The organism is Micromonospora sp. NPDC023633, from assembly GCF_040640035.1.
Taxonomy (GTDB): Bacteria; Actinomycetota; Actinomycetes; order Mycobacteriales; family Micromonosporaceae; genus Micromonospora.
The window spans coordinates 1-21,023 of sequence record NZ_JBFABB010000097.1 but is presented as its reverse complement, the minus strand read 5'-3'; the positions used below and the strand labels follow the sequence as shown (position 1 = coordinate 21,023).

Genomic DNA, 21,023 nt, shown 5'->3' with positions numbered 1-21,023 from the left:
ACCACCGGCTAGGTCGGTGTCGACGGGCGCGCACGGCACCCCCACCACACCCAGTCAGCCTCACCACCGAAAGAGGGGTCTCCGATGAGCCTCACCACGCGGCGCACCCGCATGGCGGCTGCCGCACTGGCCGCGATCACCGCCATCGGCGGTCTCGCGGCCTGCGGCAAGGACGACGACGCGCCGGCGGCCGGCGAGAAGCCCGCCAAGCTGGTCATCGACACGTTCGGCGAGTTCGGTTACGACGAGATCATCAAGCAGTACGAGAAGGACACCGGCATCAAGGTCGAGCTGCGCAAGACCGCGCAGCTCAACGAGTACCGGCCGAAGATCGTCCGGGCGCTGGCCACCGGCAAGGGCGCCGCCGACGTGGTCGCCCTCGAAGAGGGCATCCTCAACGAGTTCAAGGCCAACCCGGCGAACTGGGCCGACCTCGCCCCGCTGGTCGCCGACCACAGCAAGGACTACCTGCCCTGGAAGTGGGAGCTGGGCAAGGCGCCCGACGGCCGGCTGATCGGCCTGCCGACCGACGTCGGCAGCCTCGCGGTCTGCTACCGCCGGGACCTCTTCCAGACGGCCAAGCTGCCGGTCGAGCGGGACCAGGTCGCCGCCCTCTGGCCGGACTGGAACGCCTTCATCGAGACCGGCAAGAAGTACCGCACCGCCACCGGCAAGGGTCTGCTCGACTCGGTCACCACCGCCGCCAGCGCCGTCATGTTCCAGCAGGGCGGCGAGCTGTTCTACGACAAGGACGACAACATCGTCGCCGACAAGAGCGCGGCGGTGAAGACCTCCTGGGACACCGCGGTCGCGATGGCCGACGCCAACATCACCGCCGAGACGGCCACCTGGTCGCCGGAGTGGTCGGCCGGCTTCAAGCAGGGCACCTTCGCGGCGACCTTCTGCCCGTCCTGGATGCTCGGCATCGTCGCGGACAACTCCGGCCCCGAGAACAAGGGCAAGTGGGACGTCGCCCCGGTGCCCGGCGGCGCCGGCAACTGGGGTGGTTCCTGGCTCGGCGTCCCGACCCAGAGCAAGTACCCCAAGGAGGCGGCGAAGCTCGCCGAGTACCTGACCAACGCGCAGAGCCAGGTGGCGGCGTTCAAGCTCAAGGGCCCGCTGCCGACCAACCTGGAGGCGCTGAAGAACCCGGAGTTCCTCGCCTACACCAACGAGTACTTCAACAACGCGCCGACCGGCAAGATCTTCGGTGCGAGCGTCGCCAAGATCCAGCCGCTGCACCTCGGCCCGAAGCACCAGGCGGTGAAGGAGAACGCGTTCGAGCCGGCGCTGCGCTCGTACGAACAGGGGCAGGCCGCGAAGGACAAGGCCTGGGAGCAGTTCGCCAAGGACGCCAAGACGCAGGGCGCCTTCTGACCCACCTCGTCGCCAGGTGGCGTCCGGGTCCACACACCCGGACGCCACCGGCGCCGTCCCCGTCGCACCCCCGGACGCCATCGGCGCCGTCCCGTTCCGCGTAAGAGCGCCTGGGCGTCGGCGCGCGCCCGCGCCGACGCCGGGAAAGGACCCCGCATGAGCCTCTCGGCCACGACGGCGCCGCCGTCGCCCGCCGCACCGCCACCCCGCCCGCCCGCGCGGCGCCGGTCTCGATCGCACTCGCTGACCCGGCTGGACCTGAAGTACTCGCCGTACCTCTACATCGCGCCGTTCTTCGTGGTCTTCGGCATCTTCGGGCTCTACCCGATGCTGCGGACCGCCTGGATGTCCCTGCACGACTGGAACCTGATCGGCGACCACAGCTTCATCGGGTTCGACAACTACGTCGCCCTGGTCAGGGACGAGTACTTCTGGAACGCCACGCTCAACACCTTCGGCATCTTCCTGCTGTCGACCATCCCGCAGCTGCTGCTCGCGTTGTTCCTGGCGAACCTGCTCAACCGCACCTTCCTGCGCGCGCGCACGCTGTTCCGGATGGCGATCTTCATGCCGAACGTGGTCTCGGTGGCCGCCGTGGCGATCGTCTTCGGCATGCTCTTCCAGCGCGACTTCGGCGTGATCAACTGGGTGCTCGGCCTCGTCGGGATCGACCCGATCGACTGGGACGCCGAGCGCTGGAGTTCCTGGACCGCCATCGCCTCCATGGTCAACTGGCGGTGGACCGGCTACAACACCCTGATCCTGCTCGCGGGCATGCAGGCCATCCCGCGCGACCTGTACGAGGCGGCGGCGCTCGACGGCGCCGGCCAGTGGAAGCAGTTCTGGCGGATCACCCTGCCGATGCTCACGCCGACCTTCGTCTTCGTGGTGATCCTCTCCACCATCGGCGGGCTCCAGCTCTTCACCGAGCCGCTCGTCTTCGCCAACGGCAACATCATCGGCGGCGACCAGCGCGAGTTCCAGACCCTGGCCATGTACATGTACGAGCTGGGCATCGAGAACCTCAACACCGCCGGCTACGGCGCCGCGGTCGCCTGGGCGATGTTCCTGATGATCGCCCTCGTCTCGGGGATCAACTTCCTGCTCGTCCGCCGCACGGTGAAGTGAGGAACGCGGAGATGAACTCGGCATCCCGGCGCCTGTGGCGCACCAGCCCGTTGACCTACGTCGCGCTCGTCCTGGCGACGCTGTTCTCGATCTACCCGTTCTACTACATGGTGGTCATCGCCACCCGCAGCCTGGACTCGATCAACGACGTCCCGCCGCCGGTCACGCCGGCCGGATCGTTCGGCGACAACTTCGGCCGGGTGCTCGACAACGAGGCGGCGAACTTCCTCACCGGCCTGCTCAACTCGGTGATCGTCTCCGGCATCGTGACGATCTCCGTGGTGATCACCGGGTCGCTCGCCGGATTCGCCTTCGCCAAGCTGCGCTTCCGGGGCCGCAACGCCCTGCTGCTGACGATCATCGTCACCATGATGATCCCGACGCAGCTCGGGCTCATCCCGCTCTGGGGCATGATCCAGGACCTGAACTGGTTCGACACCCTCTACGCGGTGACCGTGCCGTTCCTGGTCAGCGCGTTCGGCGTGTTCATGATGCGGCAGTACGCCACCCAGGCCATCTCCGACGAGCTGATCGAGGCGGGCCGGGTGGACGGGGCGAGCACCTTCCGGATCTACTGGAACATCGTGCTGCCCGCGCTGCGCCCGGCCGCCGCCGTGCTCGGCCTGCTGACCTTCATGGAGACCTGGAACTCGTTCCTGTGGCCGTACGCGGTGCTCACCTCCGAGAACCCGACCCTCCAGGTCTCGCTGGCCTTCCTGTCGTACGCCTACTACACCGACTATTCGCAGGTGTTCGCCGCCACGGCGGTCGGCACTCTACCGTTGGTGATCGTGTTCATCGTGTTCGGCCGCCAGATCGTGGGCGGCATCATGGAAGGTGCCGTCAAGTCGTGAGCAACCCCGCCAGCCCGCCCGCCGCCGGCGTCGTCGTCGACCGTCCGCCGCTGACCTTCCCACCCGGCTTCCTCTGGGGCGCGGCCACCGCCGCGTACCAGATCGAGGGCGCGGCGGCCGAGGGCGGCCGGACCCCGTCGATCTGGGACACCTTCAGCCACACCCCCGGCCGGGTGGTCGAGGGGCACACCGGTGACGTGGCCTGCGACCACTACCACCGCGTCGGCTCCGACGTCGCGCTGATGGCCGAGCTGGGGCTGAAGTCGTACCGGTTCTCGGTCTCCTGGCCGCGGGTGCAGCCGGGCGGCACCGGCCCCGCCAACGCCGAGGGGCTCGACTTCTACCGGCGGCTCGTCGACGAGCTGCTGGGGCACGGGATCGAGCCGTGGCTCACCCTCTACCACTGGGACCTGCCGCAGCCGCTGGAGGACGCCGGCGGCTGGCCGGCCCGGGACACCGCCGCGCGGTTCGCCGACTACGCCACGCTGGTGGCCGACGCGCTCGGCGACCGGGTGCGCTACTGGACCACGCTCAACGAGCCGTGGTGCTCGGCGTTCCTCGGCTACGGCTCCGGGGTGCACGCGCCGGGCCGCTCGGACGGCGCCGACGCCGTCCGGGCCGGGCACCACCTGATGCTCGGCCACGGCCTCGCCGTGCAGGCGCTGCGCGCGGCCCGGCCGACCGCCGAGGTCGGGGTGACGGTCAACCTCTACCCGGTCACCCCGGCCACCGACGCGCCCGCCGACGTCGACGCCGCGCGGCGCATCGACGGGCTGGCCAACCGCTTCTTCCTGGACCCGCTGCTGCGCGGCTCCTACCCGGCGGACCTGACGGCCGACCTCGCCGGGGTCACCGACTTCGGGCACGTGCGCGACGGTGACCTGGCGACCATCTCCACCCCGCTGGACGTGGTCGGCGTCAACTACTACAGCCGCCACGTCGTCGCCGCGCCGGTCCCGGGCGCCGAGCCGGAGCCGTACTGGCGGGCGCCGTCGTGCTGGCCGGGCAGCGAGGACGTCCGGTTCGTCACCCGGGGCGTGCCGGTCACCGACATGAACTGGGAGATCGACGCCCCCGGTCTGGTGGAGACGCTGCGCCGGGTGCACGAGGAGTACACCGACCTGCCGCTCTACGTCACCGAGAACGGCTCCGCCTTCGTCGACGAGGTGGTCGACGGGCAGGTGGACGACGTCGACCGGCTGGCGTACTTCGACGCCCACCTGCGCGCCGCGCACGAGGCGATCGAGGCCGGCGTGCCCCTGCGCGGATACTTCGCCTGGTCACTGATGGATAATTTCGAGTGGGCCTGGGGCTACACCAAGCGGTTCGGGATGGTCCACGTCGACTACGACAGCCAGGTCCGCATCCCCAAGTCCAGCGCCAGGTGGTACGCCGAGGTGATCCGACGCAACGGTCTGGCCGCACAATAGGCCAGGGCCAGCCATCAACGGGCGGCCCCGGCGCCACCCCGCACGGGGTGGCGCCGGGGCCGGTCCGCCGTCGGAGGAGCAGACAATGACAACGCAGCGCACCCGGTCGCTCGGGCGCCCGACCCTCGACGCCGTCGCCGCCCGCGCCGGCGTCGGTCGCGGGACGGTCTCCCGGGTGGTCAACGGCTCGCCCCAGGTGAGCCCCGAGGCGCGCGCCGCGGTGCAGCAGGCCATCGCCGAGCTGGGGTACGTGCCGAACCGGGCCGCCCGCGCCCTGGTCACCCAGCGCACCGACTCGATCGCCCTGGTGGTCTCGGAATCCGGCGACCGGGTCTTCACCGAGCCGTTCTTCGCCGGCATCGTCCGGGGCGTCAGCTCGGGGCTGCTGGAGACCCCGTTGCAGCTCTGGCTCGCCATGGTGCAGTCGCCGATCGAGCGGGAGCGGGTCGAGCACCACCTGACCAACCAGCACGTCGACGGCGTGCTGCTGCTGTCGCTGCACGACTCCGACCCGCTGCCCACCCTGCTGGAGGAGCGCGGCCTGCCCACCGTGCTCGGCGGCCGCCCGGCGCGGATGCTGCAACCCGGCGCGCAGCCGGCGTACTACGTCGACGTGGACAACGTCGGCGGTGCCCGCCGGGCGGTGGAACACCTGGCCGGCCGTGGACGGCGGCGCATCGCCACCATCGCCGGCCCGCAGGACATGGGCGCCGGCCTGGGCCGGCTGACCGGCTACAAGGAGGCGGTCAAGGCCGCCGGGGGCGGGGTCGACCCGAACCTGATCGCGTACGGGGACTTCAGCGAGGGCAGCGGGACGGCCGGGATGCGGCGGCTGCTGGAGGTCTGCCCCGACCTCGACGCCGTCTTCGTCGCGTCCGACCTGATGGCGTTCGGGGCGCTGCGCGCGCTGCGCGAGGCGGGCCGGCGGGTGCCGGAGGACGTCGCCATGGTCGGCTTCGACGACGCCCCGATCGCCCGGCAGTCCGAGCCGCCGCTGACCACGGTCTTTCAGCCGGTGGAGGAGATGGGCCGGCAGATGGCCCGCCTGCTGGTCTCCCGCATCCGCGGCGACGAACTCCCGTCCCCCCACATCCTGCTCGACACCCAGCTGATCGAACGCGCCTCCGCCTGACCCCACCGGCCTCGTGCCGTCCGGTGGCTGTCCGCGGCTGGGCGGGGGTGCGGGTCGGGTCGGTGCCGGGGTCAGTCCGACCAGCGGCGCAGTTCGCGCTTGGCCAGAGAGGAACGGTGCACCTCGTCGGGGCCGTCGGCCAGACGCAGCGTGCGGGACTGGGCCCAGAGGGCGGCGAGCGGGGTGTCCTGGCTGACGCCGGCCCCGCCGTACGCCTGGATGGCCTTGTCGATCACCCACTCGGCCATGGCGGGAGTGGCGATCTTGATGGCCTGGATCTCGGTGTGCGCGCCCTTGTTGCCGACCGTGTCCATCAGCCAGGCGGTCTTGAGCACCAGCAGCCGGGCCTGCTCGATGCGCACCCGGGACTCGGCGATCCACTCGCGCACCACGCCCTGCTCGGCGAGCGGCCGACCGAACGCGACCCGCTCCAGCGCCCGCCGGCAGAGCAGTTCCAGGGCCCGCTCCGCCATGCCGATCAGCCGCATGCAGTGGTGGATCCGGCCGGGGCCGAGCCGGGCCTGGGCGATCGCGAAGCCGGCGCCCTCCGCCCCGACCAGGTTCTCCACCGGTACGCGGACGTCGGTGAAGTCGATCTCGGCGTGGCCGCCGTGCGAGGCGTCGCTGTAGCCGAACACCGTCATGCCCCGCCGCACGGCGACGCCGGGGGTGTCCCGGGGCACCAGGATCATGCTCTGCTGGCGGTGCCGGTCCGCCCCCGGGTCGGTCTTGCCCATCACGATGAAGATCTCGCAGCGCGGGTCCATCGCCCCCGACGACCACCACTTGCGCCCGTTGACCACGTAGTGGTCGCCGTCGCGGGTGATCCGGGTCGCGATGTTCGTCGCGTCCGAGGACGCCACCTCCGGCTCGGTCATGCAGAACGCGGAGCGGATCTCGCCCTCCAGCAGCGGCCGCAGCCAGCGCTCCTGCTGCTCCGGCGAGCCGAACTCGGCGAGCAGCTCCATGTTGCCCGTGTCCGGCGCCGCGCAGTTGAGCGCCTCCGGGGCCAGGTGCGGGCTGCGCCCGGTCAGCTCGGCCAGCGGAGCGTACTGGAGGTTGGTCAGGCCGGCGCCGTGACGCGGGTCGGGGAGGAAGAGGTTCCACAGGCCGCGCCTGCGCGCCTCGGCCTTCAGCTCGGCCATCACCGGAGGCCGGGCCCAGGGGTCGCCGGCGGCGGCCACCTGCGCGGCGTGCACCGCCTCGGCCGGCTCGACGTGCTCGGTCAGGAACGCGGTCAACTCGGCCCGCAACTGCTCGGTGCGGGTGTCGTAGGCGAAGTCCATCAACGCTCCCTGGCGGCGGTCAGCCCGTGTTCGACCAGCGGTGCCACCATGTCGCCGATCCGGTCGAAGCCCTCGCCGAGCGTCTGCCCGAGCGTGTGCCGGTAGTGGATGCCCTCGCAGATCACCGCGAGCTTGAAGCAGCCGAGCGCGACGTGCCAGTGCAGCGGCCCGACGTCGACGTCGCCGCGCCCGGCGTACCGCGCGATCAGCTCCGTCCCGGTGGGGAACCCGGCGCGCGGGCCGAGCCCGTCGGCGACCGGGTTGCCGGCGGCCGAGTCGCTGCCGCCGAGCACGTCCCAGTAGGTCAGCAGCAGCCCGAGGTCGGCCAGCGGGTCGCCGAGGGTGGCCATCTCCCAGTCGAGCACGGCCCGTACGGCCACCGGGTCGACGGTGGCGAGGAGGTTGTCCAGCCGGTAGTCGCCGTGCACGATCCGGCCGGCGTTGGCGTCCTCCGGCGCGGTGCCCGCGAGCAGGTCCCGCAGCTCCTCGATGCCGGGTAGCGGCCGGCTGCGGGACCGGTCGAGCTGGCCGGCCCACCGGCGGACCTGCCGCGCGAGGTAGCCCTCCGGGCGACCGAAGTCGGCCAGCCCGACCGAGGCGGGCTCGACCGCGTGCAGCGCGGCGAGGGTGTCCATCATCGCCATCGCCAGCTCCCGCCGCTGGTCGGCGGTGAGCGGGTCGGTCTGGGCGCGGGTGCGGAACACCTCGCCGCGCACCCGTTCCATCAGGTAGAAGGGCGCGCCGATCACGTCGGCGTCCTCGCAGAGCAGCAGCGCCTCGGGCACGGGCACGTCGGTCGGCGCCAGCGCGGAGATCACCCGGTACTCCCGGGCCATGTCGTGCGCGGTGGCCAGCACGTGCCCGAGCGGCGGGCGGCGCAGCACCACCTCCCGCTCGCCGACATCCAGCAGGTAGGTCAGGTTGGACTTGCCGCCGGCGATCAGCCGGGCCCGCAGCGGGCCGTCGGCCAGCTCGGGCCGGTGCCCGGCCAAATAACCGGCGAGGCGGTCGAGATCCAGCCCGCGGGGGGAGGCGGCGGGGGCAGGCGTGCTGCCCGGCCCGGGCGCGTCGACGGCCGGCTCGGTCATCCGGATAGTTGATGGCAGCTCCGCCATGTTGTCAAGGTGGGATGTGACCCTCGGGACATGCCGCGGCAACAGGGGCGAAACGGCCACCGACCAGGCTGGGGCCCAGCCTGCCGGCCAGCGGTGCCGGCCCGCCGAGCGGAGGGTTCAGACATGTTGCTGCGAGTTCGGGTCACCCTGCCGGACCGTCCGGGCACGCTCGGTCAGGTGGCGCGCACCATGGGCGTGTCCGGCGCGGACATCGTCCAGGTGGTCGTCCTGGAGCGGCTCGGCGGGCGGGCGGTGGACGACTTCACCGTGGTCTGGCCGGGCGCGGCGCGGGTCGAGCGGCTGCTCGCCGGGCTGGCGGCGATCCCCGGGGTCCGGGTGGACGGGGTGTGGCGGGCGATCGGCGCGCCCACCACCTCCGGGCAGGACGCCGAGCTGCTGGCCCAGGTCGCGGCCAACCCGGTCGACGGCGTCGCCACCCTGGTCGACGCCGTCCCCGGGCTGCTCGCCGCCGACTGGGCGGTCGCCGCGGTGGTGCCGGTGGACTGGGCCTCGCGGACCGGCGCCGCCGGGGAGGCGACCGTCGGGTACGCGAGCTGGCGCGCCCCCGTACCGCCGCCGCTGCCGGAGGTGACCCCGCTGCGCGCCCGGGCGATCAGCACGCCCGGCGGCGCGCACTTCGCGGTCGCGCCGTTCGGTCGGGCCGGCCTCGTGCTGGTGGTGGCCCGGGAGTGCGCCGGGACGCCGGCCGCGGCGGCGTTCCACGCCACGGAGGTGGACCGGCTGGCGCAGCTCGTCCGGGCCGCGGCGGTGATCCTCGGCGACCGGCTCGACCTGGTCGGGGCGGCACCCCTGGCCGCCAACCCCTGAGTCCGGCCGGCCGGACGGCGGTCGGTGTGGCGCAGGTCGCCACGGCGGAACCGGAGCCGTCACCCGGGGGCAACCGGCCCGCAACAGCGACCGGCGAGGGTGGTACGGGGGAAGGGAGCGAACCATGACGCTGTGGCGGATCCGGGCGACCGTGGACGACCGGCCGGGCTACCTGTCGGTGCTGACGGCGAGCCTGGCCCTGCGGGGGGTCAACATCCTCGCCGTGCAGGTGCACACCACCGAACGGGGCGCCGTCGACGACTTCCTGGTCGACGCGCCGGACACGCTCGACGAGGCCGGCCTCGTCGCCGCCGTGCAGCGGGGGCGGGGCCGGGACTGCTGGGTGGCGCGCAGCGAGGCGCGCGGGCTCGCCGACCAGCCCACCCGGGCGCTCGGCCTGGCCACCCGACTGGTGCGGGATCCCGACTCGACCGGGGAGGCGCTGCGCGCCCTGCTCGGGGCGGACGCGGTGACCTGGCGACCCGCGTCGGCCGGCTCCGGCGGCGGGCTCGCCGACACCACCATGCTGCTGGACGATCCGGCCGGCGGGTCGTTCGCGCTGCGCCGCGCCGTGCCGGGCTTCACCCCGGCCGAGTACGCCCGGGCCCAGGCCCTGGTCGAGCTGTCGGCGGCCGTCGCGCGCCGGGCCGCCGAGCAGGTCACCCTGGTGCTGCCCGGCGGCGCCGAGGCGGCCGTACGGCCGGCGACCGCGGACGACCTGCCCGGCGTGGCCGAGCTGCACGAGGGATGCTCGGCGCGTAGCCGGTACCGCCGCTACCTGGGCGGTGCGGCGGCTCCCTCGCCGGCCCGGCTGCGCCGGCTGCTGGAGCCGGCCCGGGGCCTGACCCTGCTCGCCACGGCCGGCGACGTCGGGGTGGGGGAGTCGGTGGTGGCGATGGCGAACCTGCTCGCCGAGGGCGACGAGGCCGAGGTGGCGCTGCTGGTCCGCGACGACTGGCAGCGGCGGGGCCTCGGCTCGGCCCTGCTGCGCCGGCTGGTCCGGCACGCCGAGCAGGCCGGCTACGCCGCCCTGGTGCTGCACGTCCACGCGGAGAACGCCCCGATGCTGCGCACCGTGCGGCGGCTCGGCCGGCCGGCCCCGGCCGAGCGGGACGGCGCGCTGGTGACCCTGACCGTGCCGTTGACCGTGGGCGTGCCCACGGTCAACGGAAGGGGCCCTTGCTGACGCCTGCGGTGCAGGCAGGGCCCCTTCCTCGCACCTCAGGTGGTCGGGTAGCTGCTGTAGTCGGGGAAGTTGCCGTAGAGCCGTCCGTCGCCGCCCTGGGTGACCGCCTGCACCAGCAGGTCGCCGCCGACGAAGGCGCCCTTCCAGGACGCGCCCCGGCCGCCGAACGGCTCGTCCCGGTCGCCCCGGGAGCGCGGCTTGTTGATGCCCACCTTGAACGCCTGGAGGTCGACCGCGAGCTTGCCGGCCAGCTCCTCGTCGTCGCAGGCCAGCGAGGCGACCAGCGCGCCGTTCGAGGCGTTCATCGCGGCCAGCAGCTCGTCGGTGGTGTCCACCACGACGATGGTGTCGACCGGGCCGAACGGCTCGGCGTGCATCAGCCGGGACCGGCCGGGCGGGGCCAGCAGCACCGACGGCGCCACGTACGCCGACGTGTCCTGCCCGTCGAGGAACGGCGCGCCGTGCAGCTTGCCCCGGTGCAGCGGCACCGCGCCGCCGCGTACCGCCTCGTCGACCTTGCGGCGCAGCTCGTCGGCCTTGGCGGCGCTGATCAGCGGGCCGAAGTCCAGTTCGGGCAGCGGGTCACCGGCGGTCCAGTCGTCGCCGACGGCGAGCGGGTGTCCGAAGCGGACGGAGCGCACCACCGGCAGGTACATGTCGAGGAACTCGTCGACGAGGTCCCGCTGCACCACGAAGCGCGGGTACGCGGTGCAGCGCTGCTTGCCGTACTCGAAGCCCTTCTTCAGGTGCCCGGCGAGCAGGTCCCACTGGGAGAAGTTCCAGATGCCCCAGGCGTTGAGGCCCTCCTGCTCGATGAAGTGCCGCTTGTCGGAGTCGAGCAGCGCGGCGGCGACCTTGCCGCCGTTGGAGCGCCCGCCGACGAACGCGACGGCGCCGATCTCCGGCGCCCGTACGAGGACCTCGGACAGCTCCTCGCCGCCGCCGGAGACCAGGGTGGCGGGCAGCCCGGCGCGGCGCATCAGCGCGTGCGCGACGGTGAGGCAGACCGCCCCGCCCTGCGACGGGGTCTTCGCGATCACCGCGTTGCCGGCGAGCAGCTGCACCAGCTCGGCGTGCACGAGCACGCTCATCGGGTAGTTCCAGGACGCGATGTTGCTGACCGGCCCCGGCAACGGCTCCCGGCCGTCGGCGAGCATCCGGTCGATCTCGTCGACGTACCAGCGGACGCCGTCCAGCGCCCGGTCCACGTCGGCGCAGGCCAGCCGCCACGGCTTGCCGATCTCCCAGACCAGCAGCAGGGCGAGCAGGTCGCGGTGGGCGGTGAGCGCTTCCAGGGCGTCGGTGACCCGGGCCTTGCGTTCGGCGAGGGGGGTGCCGGCCCAGGCCCGGTGCGCGGCGGCGGCGTGCGCGACCGCGGCGCGGGCGGAGTCCGCGTCGAGGCGGGCCAGGTTGACCAGCACGGTGTTGTCCACCGGCGTGCGCACCGGGCTGGGTGAGCCCACCGCGTGCCAGTCGCCACGTACGAGGTTGTGCAGGGTGGTGACACCGTCGACCGGGGCGCCGAACGCCTCGGGCGCGGCGGCCACCGCGCGGGCGAGGGTGTCGGACCAGGCGGTGCCGTCGGCGAGTCGTAGAGCCATCGCGATCTCCTCAGGGTTGACCGGGGGAGCGGCGGCGTCGATGGCACCGCTGGTGTGGCGTACTGTCGCGCGCCGGAAAGCGGCGCGGCAACAGTACGTTCGTATGCCGGAACGCCGCGGTCCGCGCCCGGCCGGTCGCGGCGCGACCTCCTGATGGTCGCTGCTGGCCCTGAGCTGGGCGTACGCGAGCAAAGTATCGATAAACTTAATTGATGTGATGAATCTCCGGGCGAGGGCGACGGGCCTGCCCGCCAGTACGGAACCGGCCGCCGAACGACGTGTTCGGCGGCCGGTCGGGCGATCGGCGGGATCAGCTGGTGAAGGTGATGTTGTCGCGCCGGCGACGTAGCACGGTCAGGGCGACGCCACCGCCGATCAGGACGAGCCCAGCCAGCGCGGTGCTGGTCGCGGCCACACCGGTGATCGGCAGGCTGCCGCCGTCCTCGTCGCCGCCGCCCGTGCCGCCACCCGGCGTCGTGGAGGGGCTCGCCCCGGGCGTCGACGGAGTGGTCGGCGTGGCGGAGGCGGTCGGGGTCGAGGTGCCCGGATCCGCCGCGTCGCACGGCTTCAGCCAGAAGACCTTGTGCTTGGCGTCGGACGATTTGCCGTCGACCAGGTCCACGTCGAGCTTGATGTGGTAGCCCTGCTTCTCATGCTGGGTCAGCCCGGTCAGGTCCAGGTCCGCCGCGGAGAGCCTGATGACCTCGTCGTGGTCGTTCTCCGCGCCCGAGGCCGGGTCGGTGCTGATGGTCCTGTTCTTGACCGACCAGACCACCTTCGCCTTGCCGGACGGGGGCTGCGCGGTCAGGGTGATGTCGGCCGCCTGGTCCGTGTCGAAGTTGAAGAACTCCAGCTCGAACTCGCAGGTCACGTGCGGCTGGTTGTCGACCTTGTCCTCGAACTCCCGGCCGTCGATCTTCACCGTGCCGTTGTCGCCAGCGGGATTGCGGCCACCGGGGGCCGCCTGAGAGAGGGCCGTGGCGCTCGCCCACGCAGGGGTGGCGAGAGCGAGGGAGGCCGTGGCGGCGGCGACAGAGATGGCCGCGCGCGCCGCGAGCCGACGCTGTGGCATGAGGATTCCTCCGAGATTGATCGAGGGGGGGCAGCACATAATCGCACGATGCGTGACGGCCGTGGACATCGGTCTATCGATTTGAGCTGTGGCGACGCGCCGAACTGATCGGCCCGGCGGCGAAATTCCTCACTCTCCGCAGGCGTGTCGGTGTAACGCGATCAGCCCCGCGGACGCTCCCGCTCACGGTGTCCGCGCTAGGAGCAGTCCCATGCCGGCCGGATTCCACCCGGCGTGATCCGTCGCTGCTGGCAGCCGGCCCAGCACGCCTCGGCCCACCCGCCGGTGCGGCCTGCTCGAACGCCAGCCAGTCGAGCGCGTCGGCCTCCTCGGCGGGAAGGGCGGGCCCGCACCGCCGGCTCCCCGACCGGCCGGCTCACAGATCTTGGACAATTCCCGGCCGCCGGGAACGGTAGCTGTCCAAGATTCCGGGCATCCTCTCCAGGTGGAGCTGGTGACGGTGGGGCACGGGGCGGCGGACCGGCAGCGGCTGGGCGAGCTGCTGACCGGCGCCGGGGTCGCGCTCGTCGTGGACGTGCGGCGGTTCCCGGCCAGCCGGACCAACCCCGACGTACGCCGGGAGGAGCTGGCCCGCTGGTTGCCGGCGGTCGGCGTGGACTACCGCTGGGAGCAGCGCCTCGGCGGCCGGCGGCACACCCCGGCCGGCGCCGACGAGCCGGACAGCTGGTGGACGGTCGCCGCCTTCCGGGCGTACGCGGCGTACACCCGTACCGCCGACTTCCGGGCGGCGCTGGACGCGGTGCTGGCCGACGCGGCGGCCCGGACCACGGCGGTGATGTGCAGCGAGAGCGTCTGGTGGCGCTGCCACCGGCGGCTGATCGCCGACGTCGCCGGGCTGGTCCACGGCGTGCCGGTGCGCCACCTGATGCCCGACGGCCGGCTCACCCCGCACCGCCCCGCCGACGGCGCCCGCCGCTGCGGTGACCGCGACCTAATCTGGGACGCCTGAAAAACTCCCCGCCGGACCCACCCGCGCGGCCACCGCCGGGCGTGCTCCGTGTCGGGAGGTGGGTGTGGACCCTGAGGAGTCGTTCCGGGCGTACGTGTCCGGGCGGATCGCGGCGCTGTCCCGGGCGGCGTGGCTGCTGACCGGTGACCGGCACCAGGCCGAGGATCTCGTGCAGCTCACGCTGGTCCGGGTGGCCCGGCACTGGGAGCGGGTGAGCGCGGCCGGCGACCCCGAGCCGTACGTCCGGCGGACCATGTACACCCAGCACGTCTCGCTCTGGCGGCGTCGCTGGCGGCAGGTGGACCTGCGCGCGGACCCGCCGGAGCAGGTGACGCCCGACGGGAGCGCCGGCGTCGCCCGCGCGATGGTGGTCCGTGCCGCACTGGCCCGGCTCGCCCCACGCCAACGGGCCGTGCTGGTGCTGCGCTTCTTCGAGGACCTCACCGAGGCGGAGACCGCTGACGCGCTCGGCTGCTCGGTCTCGACCGTCAAGAGCCAGACGCGGGACGCCCTGGCGCGGCTGCGGGCACACGCCCCCGAGCTGGCCGACCTGGTCGGCGTGACCACACGGAGGGACCGATGAGCGACGAGTTGCGTACCGCGCTGCGTGAGCTGGGCGAGCGGATGCCGCCGGCCCGGCTGCCCGGTGACCTGTGGGCCGCCGGTCGGCGGCAGCGGCGGCGGGCCCGCTGGCGTACCGCCGGGGCGGCCCTGGTCGCGGTGCTGGCCTGCGCGCTCGGCGTGCCGGCCGGGCTCGGGGCCCCGGGCCCGTGGGCGACGCCGGCGGCGGCCCCGGACGGCGTGCCGGAGCGGATCGGCCTGCCGTACATGTGGCAGGCCACCGTGGAGCAGGACCCGCCAGGACCGGCCTCGCTGCTGTTCAGCGGCGGCGGCCTCGGCCTGCGCGGCATCGACGGCCTCGACCACGAGGGCAAGGTCGCGGTCCTCGGCCGCGACGGCCGGTACCGGATGCTGCTCTACGGCGGCCGGGAGAGTGTCGCGGGGGAGGAGGTGCTGCTCTCCCCGGACGGCCGGTACGTCGCCGACAGCTTCACCGACGGCTGGGTGGGCGTCACCGACCTCACCGACGGCAGCCGCCGGGTCTTCACCGGCTGGGCCGGCAGCACCTGCTGCGGTACGCCGGTGGCCTGGGCGCCCGACGGCAGCGCGCTGCTCGTCCTGCACCATGCGGAGCGCACCGGCCAGGACGCGGAGGACGACGGCCCGTGGCCCAGCCGGCTGGTGCTGTTGGAGCTGGCCAGCGGCGCGACCAGGGACCTCGGGCCGGGCCTCGGCGACCCGTGGAGCGTGCGGACCGGCTCGCTGGCCGCCTTCTCCCCGGACGGTTCGCGGATCGTGGCCAGCGCGGGCGACGAACTGGTCATGCTCGACCGCAACGGGGAGTCGTCCTGGTCCAGGCAGCTGGGGCCGGACCGCCGGCTCGCCGGGATCGGCGCGTTCACCCCCGACGGCTCGGCCGTCGCCGTGTTCCACCTGGACGGCTGCCTGAGCCGGTGCGACGCGGACCAGCGGGCCGCGCGCACCTGGCGGGTCGGGTACGTCGACGCCGCCACCGGACGCGACGGTGCCGGCCCCGCGCTCCCGCCGGTACGCGGGCAGGCACTGCGGGCGCTCGGCTGGCGCGGTGGGACCGACCTGGTGGCACTGCGCTACGAGCCGGAGCCGGGCACCAGCACGACCGACCGCACGGAGTGGAACGACACCGGCTACTGGGAGACGGGGCACGTCCAGCTGGTGGCCCTGCGCCCCGACGGTCACGTCGAGACGCTGCTCGACCCGCCCGGCCCGGTGTGGGCGATGGACGTGGCGCGGGACCTGCTGGTGGCCGGCCGCTTCGGCGCCCCGGCGACCGATCCTCGTCCGTTCCCGGCCCGGCCGGTCATCCTGTTCGTGGCGGTGCCGCCGGCCCTGCTGGTGGCCGCCGTGCTGGGGTCGGTGCTGCTCTGGCGGCGGCACCGGCGGTGGCTGCGGACGATGCGCCCCGCCCCGCCGGGCCGCTGACGACGCGCTGCGCCCGGTGCGTCGCCGGGGGCGGTCAGTCGGCCAGTTCGTCGGCGAGCAGGTCCATCAGCAGCCCATCGTGCCACCGCCCGTCCTCGCCGCGCTCGTAGCGGCGCAGCACCCCGACGGGGCGGAAACCGACCTTCGCGTACGCCCGGACGGCCGCCGTGTTCGCCGCCGCCGGGTCGATGGTGAACCGGTGGTGGCCGTGCTCGTCGATCAGGTGCCGGACCAGGGTGCGGATCGCGTCCCCGCCGAGCCCGGCGCCGCGTACCGCGGGGTCGAGGAAGAGGTCCATGCTGGCGTGCCGGTAGTCCGGGTCGTCCTCGGCGTACCACTGGATCGCGCCGACCACCCGGCCGTCGTGTTCGATCACGTACACCGACAGGGACTCGTCGCCGAGGTCGGCCCGGACGGCGGCGGCGAGGTCGTCGCCGCCACGCCACCAGCGCCGGACCTCCGGGGTGGCCCGGATCGCGGCGAGCGCCGGCACGTCCTCGGCCGTCACCGGCCGCAGGGTCACCACCCGACCACGCAGCATCCGCCTCAGCCCCTGATCTCGCCGTGCTCGACGCAGACCGCCGCCCAGCCGACCGGCAGCACCTGCACCTTCATCCGGCGGCGGCAGTGCGCGCAGAAGCGCGGCGGCTCCAGCACCCGGGCCGCCGCGCACCCGTCGTGCGACCCGACCGCCACGGCCTCGCCGCAGCGGTCGCACCACGTCTGGGTCACGGTGGCCCTCACAGCGTCGCGGAGAGCGCCTTGACGGGCATCTTCAGGTCGTCGAGCAGCTCCAGGTCGGCCGTCGCCGGCCGGCCCAGGGTGGTCAGGTAGTTGCCGACGATGACCGCGTTGATGCCGCCGAGCAGGCCGTCGCGGGTGCCCAGGTCACCGAGGGTGATCTCCCGGCCGCCCGCGTACCGCAGGATGGTGCGCGGCATGGCCAGCCGGAAGGCGGCGATGGCGCGCAGCGCGTCCTTGCCCTCCACCACCGGCCGGTCGCCCAGCGGGGTGCCGGGGCGGGGGTTGAGGAAGTTGAGTGGCACCTCGTGCGGGTCCAGCTCGGCGAGCTGCGCGGCGAACTCGGCCCGCTGCTCCACCGTCTCGCCGAGGCCGAGGATGCCCCCGCAGCAGACCTCCATGCCGGACTCGCGGACCATCCGCAGGGTCTCCCAGCGCTCCTCCCAGGAGTGCGTGGTGACCACGTTGGGGAAGTAGGAGCGGCAGGTCTCCAGGTTGTGGTTGTAGCGGTGCACGCCCATGTCGACCAGCTCGTCGACCTGCTCCTGGCTGAGCATGCCCAGCGACGCGGCCACCTGGATGTCGACCTCGGCCTTGATCGCGGCGACGCCCTCGCGCATCTGCTTCATCAGCCGGGCGTCCGGGCCGCGCACGGCGGCCACGATGCAGAACTCGGTCGCGCCGGTCGCCGCGGTCTGCTTCGCCGCCTCGACCAGGGAGGGGATGTCCAGCCAGACCGACCGCACCGGGGAGGTGAAGAGGCCGGACTGCGAGCAGAAGTGGCAGTCCTCCGGGCACCCGCCGGTCTTCAGCGAGACGATCCCCTCGACCTCCACCTCCGGCCCGCACCAGCGCATCCGCACCTCATGGGCGAGTTGGAGGGCGGCGGGCAGGTGCTCGTCGGGCAGGTTCAGCACGGCGAGGACGCCGGCCTGGTCGAGACCGACGCCGTTCTCCAGCACCTGGGTTCGGGCCTGGTCGAGGATCTCTGGCATGGCTCGTACCCTACAAGGCCGCCGGGCCGGGATGAACGGCCCGCGTGTCGAGGCCACGGGCGCCGGGGTGGACACGCCGGGCGGTGGCCGGCGGGTGGTAATTTCGCCCGGCGGAAGCGGCCGACGGCGGCCGGCGCGGGCGGCGTGGGGGTGACGGTGGCGGACTGGCTGGCGGCGCTCGACCGCCGCGCCGAACTGCGCGCGAAGGCGGGGCTGACCCGCCGGCTGCGACCGCGGGCCGCCGGCGACGCCGTGGTCGACCTGGCCGGCAACGACTACCTCGGCCTGGCCACCCACCCCGAGGTCACCGCCGCGGCGGTAGGGGCGCTGTCCGCGTACGGGCTGGGGGCCACCGGGTCGCGGCTGGTGCGCGGCTCCACCGACGCCCACCACGCGCTCGAGGACGCCCTCGCCGACTGGCTCGGCGCCGCACGGGCACTCGTCTTCTCCTCCGGCTACCTGGCCAACCTCGCGGCGGTCCGGGCGCTGGTGCGGCCCCGTACGCTGCTCGTCTCCGACGCCCACAACCACGCGTCCCTGATCGACGGCTGCCGGATCTCCGGCGCGGAGACCGTGGTGACCCCGCACGCCGACGTCGCGGCGGTCGCCGCCGCGCTCGCCGCCGCGCCCGGCCGGCCGGCGGTGGTCGTCACCGAGTCGGTCTTCTCCGTCGACGGCGACCTCGCCCCGCTGGCCCGGCTGCACGCCGTCGCCCGGGAGCACGGCGCGCTGCTGCTGGTCGACGACGCGCACGCCCTCGGCGTGACCGGCCCGGCCGGCGCCGGGGGCGTCGCCGCCGCCGGCCTCGCCGGTCAGCCCGACGTGGTCGTCACCGCCACCCTCTCCAAGGCCCTCGGCGGCGCGGGCGGGGTGGTCGCCGGGCCGGCGGAGTTCGTCCGGCACGTGATCGAGACCGGCCGGACCTTCATCTTCGACACCGCGCTGCCCCCGGCCGTCGCCGCCGGCGTGCACGCCGCCGTCGGGCTGGCCCGCGCCGGCGACGACCTGCGCGCGGAGCTGGCCGACCGGGCCGCCCTGGCCGTGCGCCGGCTGAGTGGAGCCGGGCTGGTGGTCTCCGCCCCCGACGGCGCGGTCGTCTCGGTCACCGCCCCCGGCCCCGAAGCGGCGAGCGCCTGGGCGGCCGACTGCCGCGACCGGGGCGTCGCCGTCGGCTGCTTCCGGCCCCCGTCCACCCCGGACGGCCGCTCCCGGCTGCGGCTGACCATCGGCGCCGGCGTCCCCCGGGCGGACTTCGAGCGGGCCCTGGAGGTCATCGTGGAGTGTGCCCCATGACCGGGCCGTGGCGCGGGCCGGTGCTGGTGACCGGCACCGACACCGACGTCGGCAAGACGGTGGTCACCGCCGCGATCGCCGCCGCCGCGCAGGCGGCCGGCCTACGGGTCGCGGTGGTCAAGCCCGCCCAGACGGGTACGGCCGGGGGCGAGCCCGGCGACGTCGACGCCGTCAACCGGCTGGCCGCCCCGCTGACCGGCCGGACCCTGGCCAGCTTCCCCGACCCGCTCGCCCCGCTGGCCGCGGCCCGGGTCGCCGAGCTGGAGCCGCTGGAGCTGCACACCGCCGTCGAGGCGGTCCGCGAGGAGGCCGACAAGCACGACCTGGTGCTCGTCGAGGGCGCGGGCGGCCTGCTCGTACCGATGGGGCTGTGGCCGGAGGGGAAGCCCTGGACGGTGGCGGACCTGGCGGTGGCGCTGGGCTGCCCGGCCGTCGTGGTGACCCGCGCCGGTCTGGGCACCCTGAACCACACCGCGCTGACGCTGGAGGCGCTGGAGCGCCGGGCGGTGCCGGCCGGCGTCGTGGTCGGCGCCTGGCCGGCCGCGCCGGAGCTGGTGCACTGGGCCAACCTGACCGACCTGGTGCCGAAGCTGATGGGCGCACTGCCGGCCGGGACGGGGGCGATGGATCCGGGCGTCTTCCGCCGGTCCGCGCCCGGCTGGCTCACTCCGGCCCTGTACGGGGTGCTCGACGACTGGCGTGCGTGGGCCGAGGAGATCAGCTGAGCACCTGACTTTCGTCGGTGTCGGCGCAGGTCGGGCGTGGGTAGCCTGGCCGCCGTGGAGAGCTGGTGGTCCGCCCGCGCGGGCGGCGGTCGGTGGTCCCGGGCGGCCGTCCGGCGGTGGACCGCCGACCTGCTCCTGTGGGTGACCACCGCCGCCCCGATCGGGTACGCGGGCGTCACCCCGCCGCACTCGTGGCAGGCCACCGCCCTGACGGTCGGCGCGTTGCTGCTGCTCGCCACGGCGGTCGCGGTCAGCCGGCGGTGGCCGGTGGCCGCCCTGGTCGTCGTGGTGCTCGGTTCGCTGCTGGACGGCAACTTCCTCTTCGCGATCCCGGTGTTCAGCTACCTGGCTGGTCGCCGCAGCGTCACCGCCGTCCCGGCCGCCGTCGCCTTCGCCGTGCTCGCGGCCGGTGGCACCGTGCTCAACCTGGGGCTGCTCGGCACCGGCGCGGCCACCTGGTTCCTGCTCGCCTCCGTGCTGCTCTTCGCGGGGGTGTTCCCGTGGCTCGTCGGGCGGTACCGGCGCCAGCAGGCCGTGCTGGCCGACGCCGGCCGTCGGCACGCCGAGGCGCGGGACCGGGAGCGGCGGGGCGCCGCCGAGCGGATCCGGCTGCGGGAGCGGGCCCGGATCGCCCAGGAGATGCACGACTCGCTCGGGCACGACCTGAGCCTGATCGCCCTGCGCGCCGCCGCGCTGGAGGTCGCCGCCGACCTCACGCCCCGGCACCGGGCCGCCGCCGGGGAGCTGCGGGCCAGCGTCGCCGCCGCCACCGAGCGGCTGCACGGCATCATCGGGGTGCTCCGGGAGCCGGACGGCGCGGCGACCACCCGGCCGGCCGACGAGGACGTCGCCGAGCTGGTCGACGGGGCCCGGGAGGCGGGCATGGCGGTGTGCCTGGACGGCGTGGACGCCCTGGCGCAGCTGCCGCCGATGGCCGCGCACGCCGCGCACCGGGTGGTCCGCGAGGCACTGACCAATGCCGCCCGATACGCCCCCGGCGCGGCGGTCACCGTCGTCCTGGCCCGGGACGGCGACCAGGTCGAGGTGGCCGTGATCAACGCGCCGCCACCGGCCGGGCCGCTGCCGGGCCCGCCGTCCACCGGCTCCGGCCTGCTCGCCCTCGCCGAGCGGGTCCGGCTCGCCGGCGGCACCCTGGCGGCCGGTCGCCGGGACGGCGGCGGCTTCGCCGTCCACGCCCGGCTGCCGGTGGCCGGCCGGCCGGATGCCGACGCCCTCCCGTCGTGCGCGGGCGACCCCACCCCCGCCGC

20 protein-coding genes are annotated in these 21,023 nt (G+C 74.3%); 13 read left to right on the top strand and 7 right to left on the bottom strand.

What is annotated here, in order from left to right; translation table 11 throughout:
- Positions 1-84 precede the first annotated feature (84 nt).
- The 5 genes from AB0G13_RS25560 (at position 85) to AB0G13_RS25540 (ending at position 5,921) form a co-directional block, all read left to right on the top strand.
- The gene (locus AB0G13_RS25560) at positions 85-1,377 is read left to right on the top strand and encodes an extracellular solute-binding protein (RefSeq protein WP_357879003.1); all 1,293 of its coding nucleotides are present in this window, start codon (positions 85-87) and stop codon (positions 1,375-1,377) included.
- A gap of 156 nt (positions 1,378-1,533) precedes the next feature.
- Positions 1,534-2,505 (top strand): sugar ABC transporter permease, encoded by a 972-nt coding sequence (locus AB0G13_RS25555; RefSeq protein ID WP_357879000.1) that lies wholly within the window; start codon positions 1,534-1,536, stop codon positions 2,503-2,505.
- An 11-nt stretch (positions 2,506-2,516) separates the two neighbouring features.
- Positions 2,517-3,359 carry a carbohydrate ABC transporter permease gene (locus tag AB0G13_RS25550; RefSeq protein ID WP_357878996.1) on the top strand — a complete coding sequence of 281 codons (843 nt, stop codon included), beginning with the start codon at positions 2,517-2,519 and terminating at the stop codon, positions 3,357-3,359.
- Positions 3,356-4,789 (top strand): GH1 family beta-glucosidase, encoded by a 1,434-nt coding sequence (locus tag AB0G13_RS25545; protein WP_357878993.1) that lies wholly within the window; start codon positions 3,356-3,358, stop codon positions 4,787-4,789. The genes AB0G13_RS25550 and AB0G13_RS25545 overlap by 4 nt, the downstream gene beginning before the upstream one ends.
- A gap of 85 nt (positions 4,790-4,874) precedes the next feature.
- Positions 4,875-5,921, top strand: coding sequence for a LacI family DNA-binding transcriptional regulator (locus AB0G13_RS25540; RefSeq protein ID WP_357878990.1), 1,047 nt, complete (start codon positions 4,875-4,877; stop codon positions 5,919-5,921).
- Positions 5,922-5,992: 71 nt separating this feature from the next.
- Here AB0G13_RS25540 and AB0G13_RS25535 read toward each other — a convergent pair whose 3' ends face one another.
- Together AB0G13_RS25535 and AB0G13_RS25530 are read right to left on the bottom strand one after the other, a co-directional pair.
- Entirely contained in the window at positions 5,993-7,207 is a 1,215-nt protein-coding gene (locus AB0G13_RS25535; RefSeq protein WP_357878987.1) for an acyl-CoA dehydrogenase family protein, read from the bottom strand.
- Positions 7,207-8,295 carry a phosphotransferase family protein gene (locus AB0G13_RS25530; protein WP_357879024.1) on the bottom strand — a complete coding sequence of 363 codons (1,089 nt, stop codon included), beginning with the start codon at positions 8,293-8,295 and terminating at the stop codon, positions 7,207-7,209. The genes AB0G13_RS25535 and AB0G13_RS25530 overlap by 1 nt, the downstream gene beginning before the upstream one ends.
- Before the next feature lie 150 nt (positions 8,296-8,445).
- On the opposite strand from AB0G13_RS25530, the gene AB0G13_RS25525 reads away from it, so the two are divergent.
- Positions 8,446-9,150 carry an amino acid-binding protein gene (locus AB0G13_RS25525; protein ID WP_357878984.1) on the top strand — a complete coding sequence of 235 codons (705 nt, stop codon included), beginning with the start codon at positions 8,446-8,448 and terminating at the stop codon, positions 9,148-9,150.
- 124 nt (positions 9,151-9,274) lie between these two features.
- A complete protein-coding gene (locus AB0G13_RS25520) occupies positions 9,275-10,336 on the top strand; it encodes a GNAT family N-acetyltransferase (protein WP_357878981.1) in 1,062 nt (353 codons plus the stop codon).
- 35 nt (positions 10,337-10,371) lie between these two features.
- On the opposite strand, the gene AB0G13_RS25515 is transcribed toward AB0G13_RS25520, so the two are convergent.
- Together AB0G13_RS25515 and AB0G13_RS25510 are read right to left on the bottom strand one after the other, a co-directional pair.
- Positions 10,372-11,937: an aldehyde dehydrogenase family protein gene (locus tag AB0G13_RS25515; RefSeq protein ID WP_357878978.1), complete on the bottom strand. Its 1,566-nt coding sequence runs from the start codon at positions 11,935-11,937 to the stop codon at positions 10,372-10,374.
- 310 nt (positions 11,938-12,247) lie between these two features.
- Positions 12,248-13,009 carry an LPXTG cell wall anchor domain-containing protein gene (locus AB0G13_RS25510; RefSeq protein WP_357878975.1) on the bottom strand — a complete coding sequence of 254 codons (762 nt, stop codon included), beginning with the start codon at positions 13,007-13,009 and terminating at the stop codon, positions 12,248-12,250.
- 445 nt (positions 13,010-13,454) lie between these two features.
- On the opposite strand from AB0G13_RS25510, the gene AB0G13_RS25505 reads away from it, so the two are divergent.
- The 3 genes from AB0G13_RS25505 (at position 13,455) to AB0G13_RS25495 (ending at position 16,001) form a co-directional block, all read left to right on the top strand.
- Positions 13,455-13,979, top strand: a complete 525-nt coding sequence (locus tag AB0G13_RS25505; protein ID WP_357878972.1) for a DUF488 domain-containing protein — start codon at positions 13,455-13,457, stop codon at positions 13,977-13,979.
- Positions 13,980-14,043: 64 nt separating this feature from the next.
- Entirely contained in the window at positions 14,044-14,562 is a 519-nt protein-coding gene (locus AB0G13_RS25500; RefSeq protein WP_357878968.1) for a SigE family RNA polymerase sigma factor, read from the top strand.
- On the top strand, positions 14,559-16,001 hold the full coding sequence (locus AB0G13_RS25495; protein WP_357878965.1) for a hypothetical protein: 1,443 nt from the start codon (positions 14,559-14,561) through the stop codon (positions 15,999-16,001). Before AB0G13_RS25500 ends, AB0G13_RS25495 begins: the two co-directional genes overlap by 4 nt.
- A 34-nt stretch (positions 16,002-16,035) precedes the next feature.
- Here the strand turns inward: AB0G13_RS25495 and AB0G13_RS25490 are convergent, their stop codons facing one another.
- From AB0G13_RS25490 to bioB, 3 genes are read right to left on the bottom strand one after another with little or no spacing between them, the layout of a single operon-like run.
- On the bottom strand, positions 16,036-16,542 hold the full coding sequence (locus AB0G13_RS25490; RefSeq protein ID WP_357878962.1) for a GNAT family protein: 507 nt from the start codon (positions 16,540-16,542) through the stop codon (positions 16,036-16,038).
- A gap of 5 nt (positions 16,543-16,547) precedes the next feature.
- Positions 16,548-16,745 (bottom strand): hypothetical protein, encoded by a 198-nt coding sequence (locus AB0G13_RS25485; protein ID WP_357878959.1) that lies wholly within the window; start codon positions 16,743-16,745, stop codon positions 16,548-16,550.
- A complete protein-coding gene (bioB, locus tag AB0G13_RS25480; protein WP_357878956.1) occupies positions 16,742-17,737 on the bottom strand; it encodes a biotin synthase BioB in 996 nt (331 codons plus the stop codon). The genes AB0G13_RS25485 and bioB overlap by 4 nt, the downstream gene beginning before the upstream one ends.
- A 156-nt stretch (positions 17,738-17,893) precedes the next feature.
- Here bioB and AB0G13_RS25475 point away from each other — a divergent pair, with 156 nt between their 5' ends.
- From AB0G13_RS25475 to AB0G13_RS25465, 3 genes are all read left to right on the top strand, one after another.
- A complete protein-coding gene (locus tag AB0G13_RS25475; RefSeq protein ID WP_357878953.1) occupies positions 17,894-19,030 on the top strand; it encodes an 8-amino-7-oxononanoate synthase in 1,137 nt (378 codons plus the stop codon).
- Positions 19,027-19,755, top strand: coding sequence for a dethiobiotin synthase (bioD, locus tag AB0G13_RS25470; RefSeq protein ID WP_357878950.1), 729 nt, complete (start codon positions 19,027-19,029; stop codon positions 19,753-19,755). The genes AB0G13_RS25475 and bioD overlap by 4 nt, the downstream gene beginning before the upstream one ends.
- A gap of 54 nt (positions 19,756-19,809) precedes the next feature.
- Positions 19,810-21,023: histidine kinase (locus AB0G13_RS25465; RefSeq protein WP_357878947.1), on the top strand; the 1,214-nt coding region annotated here is incomplete at its 3' end.